The organism is Guptibacillus hwajinpoensis, from assembly GCF_001039475.1.
GTDB classification, from domain to species: domain Bacteria; phylum Bacillota; class Bacilli; order Bacillales; family Guptibacillaceae; genus Guptibacillus; species Guptibacillus hwajinpoensis.
Window position 1 is genome coordinate 65,297 of record NZ_LELK01000001.1, and the last position, 15,574, is coordinate 80,870.

Consider the following 15,574-nt stretch of genomic DNA (forward strand, 5'->3'; position numbering starts at 1 on the left):
TGAAAAAGGGTGGATGAGATGAAAGATGAGAAGTGGTTTATTGGTGTTGATTTAGGAGGCACGACAATTAAATTAGCCTTTCTAAATTATTATGGTGAAATTCAACATAAATGGGAAATACCCACCGACAAATCAGAAGAAGGTCGTCATATCACGATGCATATTGCACGGGCAATTGACGATAAAATAGATGAGATCGATGTAAAAAAGGATCAGTTTGCTGGAATTGGAATGGGAGCACCAGGTTTTATTGAAATGGAAACAGGATTTATCTATCACGCTGTTAATATTGGATGGATAAATTTCCCACTTAAGGATAAATTGGAGTTAGAAACCGGCCTTCCTGTCATTATAGATAATGATGCCAACATTGCAGCACTAGGTGAGATGTGGCGCGGTGCAGGGGATGGAGCAAAAGATTTATTATGCGTTACGCTAGGAACAGGCGTTGGTGGAGGTATTATAACCAATAGCACCATTATACACGGAACAAATGGGATGGCTGGAGAAATTGGACACATCACATCAATTCCCGATGGTGGAGCACCATGTAATTGTGGTAAAACTGGTTGTCTTGAAACCGTAGCTTCAGCAACTGGTATTGTGCGCATAGCAATGGAGGATCTTGAATCTCATAAAGATAGTAAACTTTATGATACATACCAAGACAATCATGAGTTAACTTCTCGCGATGTTTTTGAAGCTTCAGAAAAAAAGGATGCTTATGCAATGAGTGTCGTGCAAAACGTGACATTCCACCTGGGTCTTGCAATAGCTAATCTTGCAAATTCATTAAATCCATCCAAGATTGTAATTGGTGGGGGCGTATCGAAAGCCGGAGAATCTTTGCTAACTCCATTAAGGGAACAATTTGAGAAGTATGCACTACCACGAGTTAAAGAAGGTTCTGATTTTGCGATTGCTACACTTGGAAATGATGCGGGTGTCATTGGCGGAGCGTGGCTCGTTAAAACAAAATTGATTAAATAGTCCCGATACACAACAAAGCCTTTATTGTCACAAGGTTGGAGAAGTGGTTAATTCATATTGACTGCTTCTTTTTTGTGAGTTAGTGAAAAAACGAAACTTTTTATAGGGCTCGTTCGTTATAAGTAATGGACGAGGAAGACAGAATCAGAATCTAGAAGTGAAGAAATAATAAAAATAGGGACTAAAGTTAGTTGATTAAATTTCTTAAACATACTACAATTGCTTTTATGTATGGTCGAAGAAACACACGGTAGCTTTTCCTTATATCCAACTAAGGAGGTACTTTAAAAAATATGAAAAAGCTACAAAACAAGTATTCATTCTTTTTCATCGTAGCCTTTATGCTATGGTTAAAAACGTATCTAGTGTATGAATTCGCATTTAACATTGAACCCGAAAATAAAATGGAAGGATTTATCCTTCTACTGAATCCAATTAGTTCTGTTTTGTTATTCCTCGGTTTTGCATTGTTCGCCTCACCAAAATATCGCAACAGAGTTCTACTAGTTATCAATTTTATTGGTTCGTTTATTCTTTTTGCTAACGTTGTCTACTATCGAGAATTTACAGATTTCATTACAATACCTCTGTTATTCCAAACAAATAACATGGGTGAACTTGGTAACAGTATTGCAGAGCTCGTAAGCGGTTTTGACTTCTTATTGTTCTTTGACGTGTTGATTCTTGCTGTATACCTATTCGTTCGCAAAACAAAAGTGTATGCAGTGAAAAAGAAAGAAATTGCCATTGTTTTTGCAAGTGCAATAGCACTTTTCGCAATTAACGTTGGACTTGCTGAAACAGAACGTCCGCAGCTTCTAACGCGTACATTTGATCGTGAAATGTTAATCAAGTACATTGGCACATATAATTATCATGTTTACGATGCTGTCCTTCAATCGAAAGCGAAAGCACAGCGAGCATTCGCTGATGGAAGTGAAATAGTTGATATTGAGAACTATGTGAAAGCAAATCATATAGAGCCAAATCCTGAAATGTTTGGTAAAGCAGAAGGAAAGAACATCATTCTCGTTTCATTAGAATCTACTCAGAGTTTCGTAGTGAATGAAGAAATTGATGGTAAAGAAATCACACCTTTCCTAAATGATTTAATTGATGAAAGTTATTATTTCCCTAATTTCTATCATCAAACTGCACAGGGGAAAACATCTGATTCGGAGTTTATTCTCGAGAACTCGCTTTATGGACTTCCGAGTGGAGCCGTATTCTTCACGCATTCTGGAAATGAATACAACGCTTCTCCAGAGATCTATAGTGAAAACGGTTATTACAATGCTGTATTCCATGCAAACAACAAAAGCTTTTGGAATCGTGATGTGATGTATGATGCTCTTAAGTACGATAAATTTTATGATATTAATGACTTCACGGTAACACCTGATAATTCAATTGGTTGGGGATTAAAAGATGAGTATTTCTTTGATCAATCGATTAAGTACCTTGAAACATTGCCTGAACCATATTATGCAAAGTACATTACGCTAACAAATCATTTTCCTTTCTCACTAGAAGCAGAGGATGAATATATTCCTGAGTGGACATCAGAAGATGGAACTGTTAATCGTTTCTTTACCACGGTTAGGTATCAGGATGAAGCGGTGAAGAAATTCTTTGAACGAATGAAAGAAGAAGGTCTTTACGAAGATTCGATCTTCGTAATGTTTGGAGACCATTACGGTATTTCTCAGAACCATAATAAAGCAATGGGAGAATTTCTAGGCAAAGAAATTACACCGTTCGAAACGACTGAGCTTCAGAAAGTACCGTTGGTTATTCATATTCCTGGCCAAGAAGGGAAAGTAATGGAGCAAGTTTCTGGACAAATTGATCTGAAACCAACAATCATGCATCTTCTTGGGATTGATACGAAGGATATGATTAAATTCGGTAATGATCTATTTGCTGAAGAACAGGATAATTTCACTATCCTTCGAGATGGAAGCTTTATTACTGAAGACCATCTGTATACAAACAACGTCTGTTACGACAAAGAAACAGGAGAAGAAACGGATAAGGCTGACTGTGAACCATACATGGAAAAAGCGAAAACTGACCTAGCCTACTCTGACAAAATTGTTTACGGAGATTTACTCCGTTTCTTAGGAAAACATGATGATCAAACACCTGAGACAGAAAACAATTAAATCTGCTATCCTAACCATGCCTTTATAAGGCATGGTTTTTCTTTTATATCAACGCATACACTCGCATACAAGTCTCATATTATAGTATGAAGGCAATAATTGCGGGGGGATAAGGAATGCAAATAAGAGTGAAAAGTGGGGACAGCCTCTGGAAATACAGCCGCGTATTTCAAATACCGCTCAAGCTTATATTAGATAGTAATAATCTAGATAATCCTAATCAGCTCATGATTGGTGAAGTGATTCAAATTCCTGGATATGTGACGAAAAGCTATACAATAAAGCCAGGTGATACCTTATGGAAAATTGCTGGTTGGTATCAAGCACCGCTTGACGGTGTGCTTTTACTTAATGATGCAAATCCGTTCGCATTAAAGCCGGGCGAGAAAGTAAATATTCCTATTCGTGTAACATGGTCTCTCGTGAATCCAATCCAGAACTATGACTACAACACCTTAGTTACAGATGTACGTAAGATTCATGCCGTATACCCCTTTATCAAACAAGGTGTAATCGGTGAATCGGTTATGGGAAAGCCGCTGCCAGAATTAGTGGTTGGAAAGGGAAACAAAAAGGTACACATGAATGCTTCTTTCCATGCGAATGAATGGCTCACTTCTGCGCTCCTGATGAAGTTTATAGATGATTATGCTCGCGAACTCACAAACAGTCAAATGTTAAGTGGTGTGTCACTTCCTCCCCTCTACGAATCTACATCATTGTCTCTAGTTCCGATGGTCAATCCAGATGGAGTTGATATTGTCATAAATGGATTACCTGAAGAAGAGCCTTATCGTACTTTGGTAGACGAGATCAATAACGGTAGTAATCAATTCAATCGGTGGAAAGCAAATGTTCGGGGCGTAGATCTAAATAATCAATATCCTGCTAAGTGGGAAGTAGAGGCTCAACGTAAGCCAACTAAGCCATCTCCAAGAAATTATCCTGGGAAGGCTCCTCTAACTGAACCGGAAGCGATTGCTCTAGCAGATTTATCTAGACGAAAAAAGTTCGATCGTGCTCTTGCTTTTCATTCACAGGGAGAAGTGATTTATTGGGGTTATGAGGGACTTGAGCCTCCTGAATCAGAAAGGCTCGTTACTGAATATTCGCGTCTAAGTGGCTATACTGGTGTACGCTACGTAGATAGCTACGCGGGTTATAAAGATTGGTTTATTAAAGAATTTAGAAAACCAGGTTTTACAGTAGAGATAGGGAAAGGAGAAAGTCCACTTCCACTTTCGCAATTCAGTAAAATTTATCAGGATACGATTGGAATTTTTCTATCCTCGCTATACATGTAATAGCGTCGGTTGTCATTTGGGCTATTTTCTGTAATAATAAAACTAATTTCATATTGTTTAAGACTAGGGGTGCCTTCATTTTGGGAAGGCTGAGAAAAGGAAACCTTATTTCCTTTACCCTTGAACCTGATCTGGTTTGTACCAGCGTAGGGAAGTCGGTAGTGTTTTCTACCCCCATTCCATACGTGGAATGGGGTTTTTTGTTTTTATAATTGGCTTTTTTCTAAAAGGTTGTTGCTTTTGGAAATATTTTCGCAAAAGAACCTGACTTCGCAAATTGGAGCGGAAGGATGCTCGACTCCTGCGGGACTAGCGGGACAGGTGAGACCCCACAGGAGCGTTAGCGACGAGGAGGCCCACCGCCCGCCCCGCGGAAAGCGAGCATCCTGTAGCGGAAATTAACCCTTATAGCAACAAAGTATACGAAAGAGCCTTTTAATTTAATTTTTAATACGAGCTCACTATTTTAATATCCTTAAGGAGGCTACTTATGAAAGATTTTCGATTATATGTGATTACAGGAGAAGAATTTCATCCAACACGTGGTGTTGTAGAAGTGATGGAAGAAGCGATTAAGGGTGGAGCAGATATCATTCAGCTTCGTGATAAGACGAATTCAAAACGAGTTGTACTAGACAAAGCAAGAAAACTTAGAGAGTTAACAAGAAAATACGACGTTCCATTTATTGTGAATGATCATATTGACATTGCGCTTGCCGTTGATGCGGATGGTATTCATCTTGGTCAGGATGACATGCCCCTACATCTTGCGCGAGACATCGTTGGAAAAGACAAAATAATTGGCATTTCTACTCACCGTATTCAAGAAGCTCGAGAGGCTGAACAAGGAGGGGCGGATTATATAGGTGCCGGCCCGATATTCCCGACAAATAGCAAGAGCGATGTGGTTGATCCTGTTACAACATCTTATCTTGATGAAGTTGTTTCTGAAATCAGCATTCCATTTGTTGCGATAGGTGGAATTAAACTGCATAACGTAGCTGATGTCGTCAATTCTGGCGCGAACCGCATCTGTGTGATTAGTGAAGTAGTCGGGAGTGAAGATGTGAAAGGGACGTGCGAAATGTTCATTCAGAAAATTGGAGAAAAGGTGATTCAGTTATGAATCTATTAATTAATGGTGAACCCTATCATCTTGAAGTAACAACATTAAAAGAGGTTGTTTCGTCCTTTGGACTTCAAGAAGGGTTAGTCGTCACAGAAATAGATGGAACAATCATTGATCGATCTAAATGGGCAAATACAAACGTTGAGGAAGGCATGAAAATTGAGTTAGTTCATTTTGTTGGGGGAGGGTGACACTAATGGGGGATAAATTAACGATTGCTGGGATTCAGTTATCATCTCGTCTTTTTCTAGGAACAGGTAGGTATCCAAATCCCTATATTCAGAATCAAGCAATAGAAGCATCAGAAGCTGAAGTTCTTACATTCGCTATTAGAAGGGTGAATTTAAATGAGCCTGGTGAAGATGCTATTCTACAGCATATTGAAGGGAAATCATTTCGTTATTTGCCGAATACCTCGGGTGCAACAACAGCGGAGGAAGCAATTAGAATAGCACGCTTAGCAAAGGCATCTGGATTGAGTGATTGGATTAAAGTTGAGATAAGCAATAACGAGAAAACCCTCATGCCTGATCCTATCGAAACGTTGAAGGCGACAGAAGTACTTGCTAATGAGGGATTTATCGTTCTACCGTATACGTCAGATGATCCTGGCCTTTGCTATAAACTGCAGGAAGCTGGAGCAGCAGCAGTTATGCCAGGTGGGTCACCAATTGGGACCGGACTTGGGATCTTAAACCCCTATAACATCGAGATGATTACAGAACAGCTTACGGTTCCAGTCATCGTAGATGCAGGACTAGGTAATGCTTCGGATGTGACGAAAGCGATGGAGCTAGGTGCGGAAGGTGTGCTTCTTAATACTGCAATTGCCAAAGCAAGAAATCCAGTAAAAATGGCTGAAGCTGTGAAATATGCCATCTATGCAGGAAGATTATCTTATTTAGCTGGCCGAATTCCAAAGAAGAAGTATGCAACCGCAAGCAGTCCAATTCTTTAAGGCTGTTTTGTGAAAAATTGTTGCTTTTGTAACAAATATTGAAAAAACCACACTGAGTGATTGGAGCGGAAATAATCGCAATAGCAACATTGTTTACGAAAAGAGCCTTTTTGAAAAAAGCGAAGGGGGAGTTAGATGGCAAGGATAACGATTGTAGGTGGTGGTGTTATTGGACTTTCAATTGCATATGAGTGTCAGAAGAGAGGACATGAACTGACCATCGTTGAAGCCGGGGAATGTGGTGGACAAGCTTCAGGAGCAGCTGCAGGTATGCTTGCTCCTTATTCTGAGATTGAAGAGGATCCCGATGATTTTTTTAGACTTTGTCAACGAAGTCTTCAGCTCTTTCCAGCATGGCAGAATGAAATTAAACAATCTGCACAAATAGATTTTGAATATAACGAAAGTGGAAGTCTTTATTGTATCTTTCATGAAGCTGATCGACTATCACTTGAAACAAAGAAAAGCTGGCAAAAGAAATTTGGGGTTGAATCATTTATTTTGAGTGGGGACGAAGTTAGACAAAAAGAACCTGAGTTATCTGGCGAAATAGTGGCTGGGCTATGGTGTCCAGAAGAATCACATATCTATGCACCTGACTATGTCTCGGCTCTATTACAAGCTTGTCGAAATACAGGCGTTTGCGTAATTGAACATGCAGGTGAAGCTACGCTAGGAGAAGATAATGAGGTTATTACGGAACATTATGAAATAGAAGCTGATTATACAGTCATAGCAACCGGGGCCTGGGCAATGAAATGGGAAGAGAAACTTGGTTTTTCTCTACCTATATTTCCAATTAGGGGACAAATTTGTGCTTATGAAGGTCCTTCCCTCAAGCATATCATCTTTACAAGTCAGGGTTATCTTGTATCAAAAGAAAACGGGTCACTAGTGTCAGGGGCTTCTGAGGATATAGCGGGATTTAATACTGACGTAACAACACATGGAATTCGCCGTCTTGAGAAATGGAGTAAAAAAATTGTACCAAAGTTACTATCTGAAACACCATTCCATACGTGGGCTGGTTTGAGACCTGCAACACAAGATGGGTTCCCCCTTATTGGGAGGTTGCAAGATAGCCCGAAAGTTATTCTAGCAACAGGCCACTACCGAAATGGCATTTTGCTTAGTCCTGTTACCGCAAAGATAGTTGCAGATGAAATAGATGGAAAGACACATGATTTAGCGATAGGTAATTTCAGACCAGAACGTTTTTAGTATACATAGAATGGGAGAGGATGGGAATGAGAAAAACACTAACGATAGCAGGGTCCGATAGTGGAGGTGGAGCTGGAATACAGGCAGACTTAAAAACATTTCAAGAACGAGATGTTTTTGGTACAAGCGTTATTACAGCTATAACAGCACAAAATACGCTTGGCGTTCACGATGTATATCCTCAAACAGTAGAGGCGGTTCGTTCACAACTTAACGCAGTGCTTTCAGATATTGGAGCAGATTCAGTGAAAACAGGCATGCTTTTCTCGAGCGAACTGATTGTTGCTGTTTCGGAAATCATAAAAGCGTACCAAGTACCTAATTTGGTAATTGACCCTGTAATGATTGCGAAGGGTGGGGCATCTCTTCTTCAAAAAGAAGCCATTCTTGCTCTAAAGGAAAAGTTGCTTCCAATTGGGAAAGTGATTACTCCAAATCTTCCTGAGGCATCTGAGCTACTAAATGGACAATCAATTAGGTCAGTTGACGAGATGGAACAAGCGGCTAAGTTATTACATCAAAGTGGAGCAGAAAGTGTATTAATAAAAGGCGGTCATTTGGAAGGTGCTACTTCTATTGATGTGTTGTACGATCAAGGTCGATTTTATCATTACGAAGCGAAGCGAATTGATACGAAGCATACACACGGAACTGGGTGTACGTATTCCGCATGTATCGCAGCAGAACTTGCAAAAGGTCAATCGTTGCCGGAAGCTGTTTCGATTGCAAAAGATTTCATCACAGCGGCAATTACACACTCTTTATCCATTGGAGAAGGCATCGGACCTACAAATCACGCCGCCTATCGTCATTTTGTATCGACACGCATATAGCAACCCTGCATTCATTGCAGGGTTTTTTATATGCCTGTTTTGAAATGGCTCTTTTCTAAAGGCTCTTTTCTAAAAGATTGTTGTTATGAAAGGATTTTCTTAAAAGAACCTGACTTCGCTAATTGGAGCGGAAGAAAGCTCGACTCCTGCGGGACTAGCGGGACAGGTGAGACCCCGCAGGAGCGTTAGCGACGAGGAGGCTCACCGCCCGCCCAAAGCGAGCATTCTGGAGCGGAAATTGATCACCTATAGCAACAATGTCTACGAAAAGAGCCTTTTAAAGAAAATTCTTAAAACCCTTTAGAATGGTGTATAGAAACGTAATATGATATAAACGATAAGAGAAACCCATTTAATAGAAAGGTTGCCCGATGAAAACAATTATGGAAGCAAGAAATGTGAAAAATGAACGAGTGGACGATGTCCATTTCGAATTGATGGAAGAAACACTTACCACTATGATCGGTCCATCAGGTTCTGGAAAGAGCAGTTTATTAATGCTGCTAAATAGACTTGAAGATCCTGATGAGGGAGAAATTTATTTCAAGAGTAAAAAAATCGAGCAGTATCCTATTAATGAGTTAAGACGCAATATTGGTATGGTATTTCAACAAGCTCATTTATTTGATGGGACTGTAGAAGATAACTTAAAATTTGGTCCTCGTCTTAAAAAGAAATGGAGTCAAAATCTTGGATCAGAACTACTTGAGAAAGTGCAGTTACCTGTAGATATTTTGACGAAAGATGTTAGTCATCTATCGGGTGGTGAGCAACAAAGAGTAGCATTTGCTAGAACGCTCGCAAATGATCCTGAAGTGCTACTTCTTGATGAGGTGACAAGTGCCTTAGATATGCGTACGGTTGAGTGGATGGAAAAGTTATTACATAGGCTCGTTGATGAAGAGGGGAAGACCATTTTAATGATTACACATGATTTGAAGCAGGCGGAGCGATTAGGGAGCTACACTCTGTTTATGAATGAAGGGCGTTTGGAAGAAAAAGGCGAAACGAGTGAATTATTTCGTCATCCAAACTCTAATGCGCTGAAGAAATTTATTGAGGCTTAACGCATGACGAATATTTCTAATTTATCTTTGTTAACGATGATTCTTTTTGTCATGATTCCCGTATCGCTTTCATATTTGTATTCGCTTGGAATTGGGAAATCGGCTATATGGTCGTCGCTTCGTGGTGTAGTTCAACTGTTCTTGATTGGCTATATTCTAACATTCTTGTTTTCTATACCTGATTGGCAGGGTATAGGGTTGTGGGTAGCTGTTATGTTAGTGATTGCTTCATTTCAAGCTAGTAGGAGAGGTCAGGGTATTCCACATGCCTTTCTTTTATCATTAAGCTCATTAATCTTAATTGAAGTTTTTGTTCTTTCCCTATGGATTGTATTTGATATTATTCCATTTCGTTCTGAACAGGTTATTCCTATGAGTGGAATGATTATCGGAAATAGCATGGTAGCGGCAGGACTTGCATTTGAACGAATGAAAAATGAGTTTCACAGCAACCAGGGTAAGGTTCTTGCTGCGCTGTCACTCGGAGCAAATGCTTCTCAAGCATCCCAAATGATTATTAGAAAGACCATTCGTGCAGCGATGATCCCTAATGTAGATAGGTTGAAAACGATAGGGCTTGTTCAACTTCCTGGTATGATGACTGGTCTAATACTTGGAGGAGCTTCGCCTATTGAGGCGATTCGATATCAAATTGTGATTTCAATTAGTGTCTTTTCAACTGTTTCGATATGTGCGATGATTATTTCACTTGTGACCTATCGCTTTTTCTTTAACCAAAATATGCAGTTGCAAACTATTGAAGGAGGTAATGACTAATGGCAATTGTAGACGTTACAGTAATTCCAATAGGTACAGAAAGCCCGAGTGTTAGTAAGTATGTAGCTGATGTACAGAAAATACTTGATTCCTACACCGATCGAATTTCTTATCGATTAACACCAATGAGTACACTAATTGAAGGAGATTTAAAAGATCTTCTCGAGGTTGTACAAGCTATACATGAAGCGCCATTTCAAGCTGGAATTGATCGGGTTGCAACGAATATCCGAATTGATGATCGACGTGATAAGAAAGTGAAAATGGATGATAAACTTGATTCTGTAAAGAAGCATTTAACATAAAAAAAACAGCCATAATGGCTGTTTTTTTTAGTGGCCTCCGCCGCCCCCAGATCCGAAAAGAATATCGATCATAGTAGCAACAGTAAAGGCACCAAAGACTAGAACTGTTAGTCCTGCAAAAGCAAGGCCCATAAAGTTCTTTTCACGAAGTGAGCGGAATACGCCCCATACGCAAAAAATCGTAACAACTGCAAAAATAATGGCTAAACCCATTCGGAATACCTCCCTATCCATGCGTTCATAATCAGTATACCCGGAAATATGCTATGGCATGGTTAAATCTGAAATTTTTCTAACTTGAAGGGTATGTACTATAAGTCCTTTCTTATTTTAACCGTTTTCTTTTCGTTTGTCGAGGTGTTATTCCGTCATAAATGTAAGTTGAAGACCGTATGCACGAGCAATTCCCTCTATTAACTCAATGTAACTTTGATCAATATACAAAACTTCTTGATCTTGTGCGATAACATGTTCCTCGAACTGAATCAGAGCCATTTTTATTTCCTCATCTTCTCCATGGTTTATTGTGAAACCTGCCACCATATTCTTGTAGAGGTAATAGTCATTATTTTGAGATACAAATCCGTAATCTGTGAAAATGGCCTTTTGTACTGTTAATTTTGAAAGGACAAGAAGTGGGTAGAATTCTTCATATACATCTTTTGAGATATAGTAATCTTTAAGAGCCATCGCTTCCTGTTTATTCGATATGATTACAAGTTGCTTATCACGATCAATTACTGTTGCGAGCTCTGCTGTTTTTCTAACAAGTTGAGCTGTAAATCCAGGTAACTTACCTATAGGTGGTTTCATTTCAACTCCGTAAACAGTGTTCATTGCGAACATCTCCTTTTGTACAACCTTTTGTATAGTGTAGAATAAGAAGCATAATCTTTCAATGGAGGCGATGACAATGGAATGGAAGCAAATGCCTGTCGGTCCTGTTCAAGCGAACGCAGGACTGTTGTGGAATGAGAAGAACGAAGCACTGCTAATTGATCCTGGTGCAGAAGGGGGCCGGATTAAGCGTAAGATTGAGAAATTAGAGTTAAAGCCTATCGCTATTCTCTTAACTCATGCTCATTTTGATCACATTGGTGCGGTTGATTTAATGCGAGAGACTTATAAAATTCCGGTATATATCCACCAGTATGAAGAAAAGTGGCTTTCCGATGCTTCATTAAACGGTTCGAAGTTATTTCCTGTTGTTGAAAATGTTGAGGGAAAACCTGCAGATCATCTCATTGATCGTGAAGGTGAAATGACGATCGGTTCTTTTACGTTTGAAGTCCTAGAGACACCTGGGCATTCTCCTGGCAGCGTCTCATTCTATTTCAAAGAAGCAGCAATTGTATTCTCGGGAGATGCGTTATTCGCAGGTAGTATTGGTCGAACTGATCTTCCAGGTGGGAATCAAAAACAGCTTTTAGACAGTATACATAATCGACTTCTTGAACTGCCCGAGCAAACAATTGTCGCTTCAGGACATGGACCTGTGACAACAATTGAACAAGAAATGGTAGGCAATCCTTTTCTTAATGGCTTCTCATTATAACTAATGGAGCTTCTAGAAATAATAAAGAATGAAATCAGGGATAGCGATGAAAATGCCATTACTTATGAAAGATACATGTCGCTAGCTTTATATCACGAGCAGTTTGGGTACTATCGTTCAGATAAACAAAAAGTAGGGCGAGATGGTGATTTTTATACGTCTACAACCGTTCATGATGTATTTGCTCGTGTGATGGCAAGCGTGATGAGTAAGGATTTTTCAAACCAGCTAATCGATCCCATTATTGTCGACGTAGGATCAGGAGACGGAAGATTTATACAAAGTTTTCTGAAAGAACTAAAGAAAATTGATGCCTTGTTATACAATAAGCTCATTTATTTTGTAATTGAATCAAGTCCGTATCATCATCGTTTAATAAAGGAACGTATAGATTCAGCTAATGTTCGAATTTTTTCTTCGCTTACGAACCTTCAGCAGGTATTGCCGAAATTAAACGGTCTTCTTTTCTCAAACGAATTGTTAGATGCATTTCCAGTTCGAGTAGTAGAAAAATATGATGGTGAGCTATTGGAAGTATGTGTTGGTATTGATGATAGAGATCATCTTATTGAGGTGTACAAACCATGTACAGATGTAGAAATCCAAAGATGGATAAGAGAATATGGGTATCCAATCTCTGAAAATCAACGATTTGAAGTGCCATTAATGATGACGGAATGGTTGCATCGTACTGGTGAATGGTTAGGGAGTGGAAAAATATATACCATTGATTATGGTTATAGAGATGAAGAATGGAGAGAACCTGCTAGGATGAATGGAAGCTTGAGGGGCTATCGCAATCACAAACTTATAACCGATTCCCTTTTATCTCCTGGCCAAATGGACTTAACAACGCATATCCCAATTGACACCGTTCGTAAGGTTGGCGAACAACACGGGATTAACTGGCTTTCTTGTGAACCGCAGGGAACGTTTCTTTCTAAACATGGTCTGTGGAATTATCTTCGTACTTCTAATCCAGACAAGCCATTTTCACTTGAACAGAAGCAGAATCGAGCTGTTAGATGGCTTATTGAATCTAACCAATTTCAAGTTATGGTGCAAGAGAAAAATAGACATTAAAAAGACGATGCCATAAGCATCGTCTTTCTAGTGTTCTAATTAATGTCCGCCTGAACCAGGTGTCATCATGAACACAGACCAGTATGAAAACCCGACCATAAATAATGTTAAGTATACACCAAAAATATACAAATAAGTACGTTCTGTTAAGTTCAAATAACTTAACGCGAAAAACATGCCGGCCTGGCCAAGGAACAGCAATCCTAATACAGGCATCCCACCAACAAAGCCCATTAGTGAGAAAATGCCGGTCCAGAAAGCTAAAACTCGGTACATTCTAGGCATAAAAGGTTCCTCCCTTGCTCGTTCATTCCCCATACATATCGTATTATATATGAGTTCTTGTCTAAAAGTAAATGCTAGTCTTGGCAAAATCATGTCTTTTATTAAGTAACCTTGAAAAGGGTTCCAATTTATTATCCCAAATCGTTCACAAAAATACAAATCTTTTTCTTGTACAATGTTTGTTTAACTGATGTATAATATGGGTAAAGTTAGTTATCAACGGAAAACAAATCGGGGAGGATTTAAATTGGAAGATAAATTATTGTTTTATACTTATCCAAGTTGCACATCTTGTAGGAAAACAAAAGCATGGTTAAAAGAAAATGGTGTTGATTTTGAAGAGCGTCATTTATTTAAAGATACACCTTCAATTGAAGAGTTGAAAGAAATCATTACACTGTCTACAGAAGGAATTGAAGAAATCCTTGCTAGAAGAAGCAGTTCTTTTAAAGGGCTTGATATTGAAATTGAAGATCTTACTCTATCAGAAATGCTAGAACTAATGCACAATGAACCGAAATTACTTAGAAGACCTATTGTAACAAATGGTAAAAAGCTAATTGTTGGCTACAACAAGTCAGGTTTACAAAACTTAAAGCAACGCAAAAAGAGACTAGCAGTTGTTTCGTAAAGGAAATGGCTGGGCTAGCTGGATTCGAACCAGCGCATGACGGAATCAAAATCCGTTGCCTTACCGCTTGGCCATAGCCCAAGAGTTCATTTCCCTGTTAGTATAATCATAAATAAAGATCTTATACAAAGGGTTATATAGTTTTAATAACTTATATTGTTTGATCATAACGTGGTGGAGTAATGATCTTATTTGCAAATGTACTTTAATGGAATGTCCTATAGAGTTAATGAATAAGATAAAAACATAATCCATGTCACAGCGATATGTGGAAAATACTCCGCGTGTCGCTTTTTTGTGTGCGGTAAAAATGGATGAGAATGAAAAAAGTCCGAGAGTATCAATCTCAAGTGAGTTATTCTAGACTTATAACTTATGGGGATTGGAGAGATGAGAAAGTGACATGGAATCAGAACTTCGTTGAAACAGATCGAGGTACGTTTGAAGTCTTCATAAAGGGAGAGGGGCCTCCACTCTGTGTAACGCATTTGTACTCGGAATTTAACGAGAGCGGGGATTATTTTGCGGACATTTTTAGCGAGTCTCATACGGTGTATTTAGTGAATTTAAGAGAAGCTGGTAGGTCAGATTGTGCAAAAGCACCACATGAACTATTTATGATTGAGACGGTCTTTGATCTTGAGAGTATTCGAGTAGCACTGCAAATAAGTCAATGGGTATTTGCTGGGCATTCTACAGGTGGAATGTTAGCTTGCGTATATGGTATCCATGCTTCCTCATCGCTTAATGCACTGATTGCAGTTGGAGGAGCAGCAAGAGAATATGGGTCATCATCGCCTGCATGTATTTATCACAAAGAGCATCCTGATCACTATATAATGCAAGATTACATAGAAGCGTTGAAAGATCCATCACTTGATTACGAAAAACGTCAGTTCATTTCAACAGAGCGAACAAAGCTCTCCCTTTATAAACCTGAACAGTATAGAAATTATTTCGATAAATCGATACATAAAAAGATGGCAGCAACTCGAATGGATTTCTTTGCAAGAGAAATTCTGCAATTTGATGTTACAAAGCAACTTCACCAAGTGACTGCTCCAACTTTAATTCTGTGCGGTAAGCATGATGTTCAGTGTCCCGTAGTATTTTCAGAAGAAATGGCAAGAGAAATACCAAAAGCTCAACTTGCTATTTTTAACGAAAGCAATCATTATCCATTTCTTGAAGAAGAACAGGCATTTATGGAAGTGATCGATGAGTTTATGGATACAGTTAATGGGCTCTTTCCAAATCAAGCATAATTTTTT

General features: G+C 39.0%; 18 protein-coding genes, 1 tRNA gene and 1 riboswitch. Of the genes, 15 read left to right on the forward strand and 4 right to left on the reverse strand.

From position 1 onward, the window contains the following. The first annotated feature begins 18 nt into the window (after positions 1-18). The 11 genes from AB986_RS00350 to AB986_RS00400 all read left to right on the forward strand — a co-directional run bounded on the left by AB986_RS00350 (position 19) and on the right by AB986_RS00400 (position 10,749). Positions 19-990, forward strand: coding sequence for an ROK family glucokinase (locus tag AB986_RS00350; protein WP_048308904.1), 972 nt, complete (start codon positions 19-21; stop codon positions 988-990). A 293-nt stretch (positions 991-1,283) separates the two neighbouring features. Continuing rightward, on the forward strand, positions 1,284-3,155 hold the full coding sequence (locus AB986_RS00355; RefSeq protein WP_048308905.1) for an LTA synthase family protein: 1,872 nt from the start codon (positions 1,284-1,286) through the stop codon (positions 3,153-3,155). A gap of 116 nt (positions 3,156-3,271) precedes the next feature. After that, positions 3,272-4,459 carry a M14 family metallopeptidase gene (locus tag AB986_RS00360; protein ID WP_048308906.1) on the forward strand — a complete coding sequence of 396 codons (1,188 nt, stop codon included), beginning with the start codon at positions 3,272-3,274 and terminating at the stop codon, positions 4,457-4,459. Between the two features lie 55 nt (positions 4,460-4,514). After that, positions 4,515-4,629: riboswitch (TPP riboswitch) on the forward strand. A gap of 320 nt (positions 4,630-4,949) precedes the next feature. Beyond that, complete coding sequence (gene thiE / locus AB986_RS00365; RefSeq protein WP_048308907.1) at positions 4,950-5,585, forward strand: thiamine phosphate synthase; 636 nt, start codon at positions 4,950-4,952, stop codon at positions 5,583-5,585. Continuing rightward, on the forward strand, positions 5,582-5,779 hold the full coding sequence (thiS, locus tag AB986_RS00370; protein ID WP_048308908.1) for a sulfur carrier protein ThiS: 198 nt from the start codon (positions 5,582-5,584) through the stop codon (positions 5,777-5,779). The genes thiE and thiS overlap by 4 nt, the downstream gene beginning before the upstream one ends. A 5-nt stretch (positions 5,780-5,784) precedes the next feature. Continuing rightward, positions 5,785-6,546: a thiazole synthase gene (locus AB986_RS00375; RefSeq protein WP_048308909.1), complete on the forward strand. Its 762-nt coding sequence runs from the start codon at positions 5,785-5,787 to the stop codon at positions 6,544-6,546. 135 nt (positions 6,547-6,681) lie between these two features. Beyond that, a complete protein-coding gene (thiO, locus tag AB986_RS00380; protein ID WP_048308910.1) occupies positions 6,682-7,767 on the forward strand; it encodes a glycine oxidase ThiO in 1,086 nt (361 codons plus the stop codon). A gap of 20 nt (positions 7,768-7,787) precedes the next feature. Continuing rightward, the gene (thiD, locus tag AB986_RS00385) at positions 7,788-8,600 is read left to right on the forward strand and encodes a bifunctional hydroxymethylpyrimidine kinase/phosphomethylpyrimidine kinase (protein WP_048308911.1); all 813 of its coding nucleotides are present in this window, start codon (positions 7,788-7,790) and stop codon (positions 8,598-8,600) included. Positions 8,601-8,971: 371 nt separating this feature from the next. Continuing rightward, a complete protein-coding gene (locus AB986_RS00390) occupies positions 8,972-9,667 on the forward strand; it encodes an ABC transporter ATP-binding protein (RefSeq protein ID WP_048308912.1) in 696 nt (231 codons plus the stop codon). Positions 9,668-9,670: 3 nt separating this feature from the next. Continuing rightward, positions 9,671-10,444, forward strand: coding sequence for an ABC transporter permease (locus AB986_RS00395; protein ID WP_053215985.1), 774 nt, complete (start codon positions 9,671-9,673; stop codon positions 10,442-10,444). Further along, the gene (locus AB986_RS00400) at positions 10,444-10,749 is read left to right on the forward strand and encodes an MTH1187 family thiamine-binding protein (protein ID WP_048308913.1); all 306 of its coding nucleotides are present in this window, start codon (positions 10,444-10,446) and stop codon (positions 10,747-10,749) included. Before AB986_RS00395 ends, AB986_RS00400 begins: the two co-directional genes overlap by 1 nt. Before the next feature lie 27 nt (positions 10,750-10,776). Here the strand turns inward: AB986_RS00400 and AB986_RS00405 are convergent, their stop codons facing one another. Both AB986_RS00405 and AB986_RS21030 read right to left on the reverse strand, forming a co-directional pair. After that, complete coding sequence (locus AB986_RS00405; protein WP_048308914.1) at positions 10,777-10,962, reverse strand: DUF2759 domain-containing protein; 186 nt, start codon at positions 10,960-10,962, stop codon at positions 10,777-10,779. Positions 10,963-11,109: 147 nt separating this feature from the next. Continuing rightward, positions 11,110-11,586, reverse strand: coding sequence for a hypothetical protein (locus AB986_RS21030; RefSeq protein ID WP_053215986.1), 477 nt, complete (start codon positions 11,584-11,586; stop codon positions 11,110-11,112). A 76-nt stretch (positions 11,587-11,662) separates the two neighbouring features. Between AB986_RS21030 and AB986_RS00415 the strand changes: the two genes are divergently transcribed. Further along, positions 11,663-12,304 (forward strand): MBL fold metallo-hydrolase, encoded by a 642-nt coding sequence (locus tag AB986_RS00415; RefSeq protein WP_048308915.1) that lies wholly within the window; start codon positions 11,663-11,665, stop codon positions 12,302-12,304. Between the two features lie 75 nt (positions 12,305-12,379). Continuing rightward, on the forward strand, positions 12,380-13,387 hold the full coding sequence (locus tag AB986_RS00420; RefSeq protein WP_236690286.1) for an SAM-dependent methyltransferase: 1,008 nt from the start codon (positions 12,380-12,382) through the stop codon (positions 13,385-13,387). A gap of 39 nt (positions 13,388-13,426) precedes the next feature. On the opposite strand, the gene AB986_RS00425 is transcribed toward AB986_RS00420, so the two are convergent. Beyond that, complete coding sequence (locus tag AB986_RS00425; protein WP_048308917.1) at positions 13,427-13,672, reverse strand: DUF2626 domain-containing protein; 246 nt, start codon at positions 13,670-13,672, stop codon at positions 13,427-13,429. 247 nt (positions 13,673-13,919) lie between these two features. Here AB986_RS00425 and AB986_RS00430 point away from each other — a divergent pair, with 247 nt between their 5' ends. Continuing rightward, on the forward strand, positions 13,920-14,303 hold the full coding sequence (locus AB986_RS00430; protein WP_048308918.1) for a Spx/MgsR family RNA polymerase-binding regulatory protein: 384 nt from the start codon (positions 13,920-13,922) through the stop codon (positions 14,301-14,303). 6 nt (positions 14,304-14,309) lie between these two features. Here the strand turns inward: AB986_RS00430 and AB986_RS00435 are convergent. Beyond that, positions 14,310-14,384, reverse strand: a tRNA-Gln gene (locus AB986_RS00435). 317 nt (positions 14,385-14,701) lie between these two features. On the opposite strand from AB986_RS00435, the gene AB986_RS00440 reads away from it, so the two are divergent. Next, positions 14,702-15,568 carry an alpha/beta fold hydrolase gene (locus tag AB986_RS00440; RefSeq protein ID WP_048308919.1) on the forward strand — a complete coding sequence of 289 codons (867 nt, stop codon included), beginning with the start codon at positions 14,702-14,704 and terminating at the stop codon, positions 15,566-15,568. The last annotated feature ends 6 nt before the right edge of the window (positions 15,569-15,574 follow it).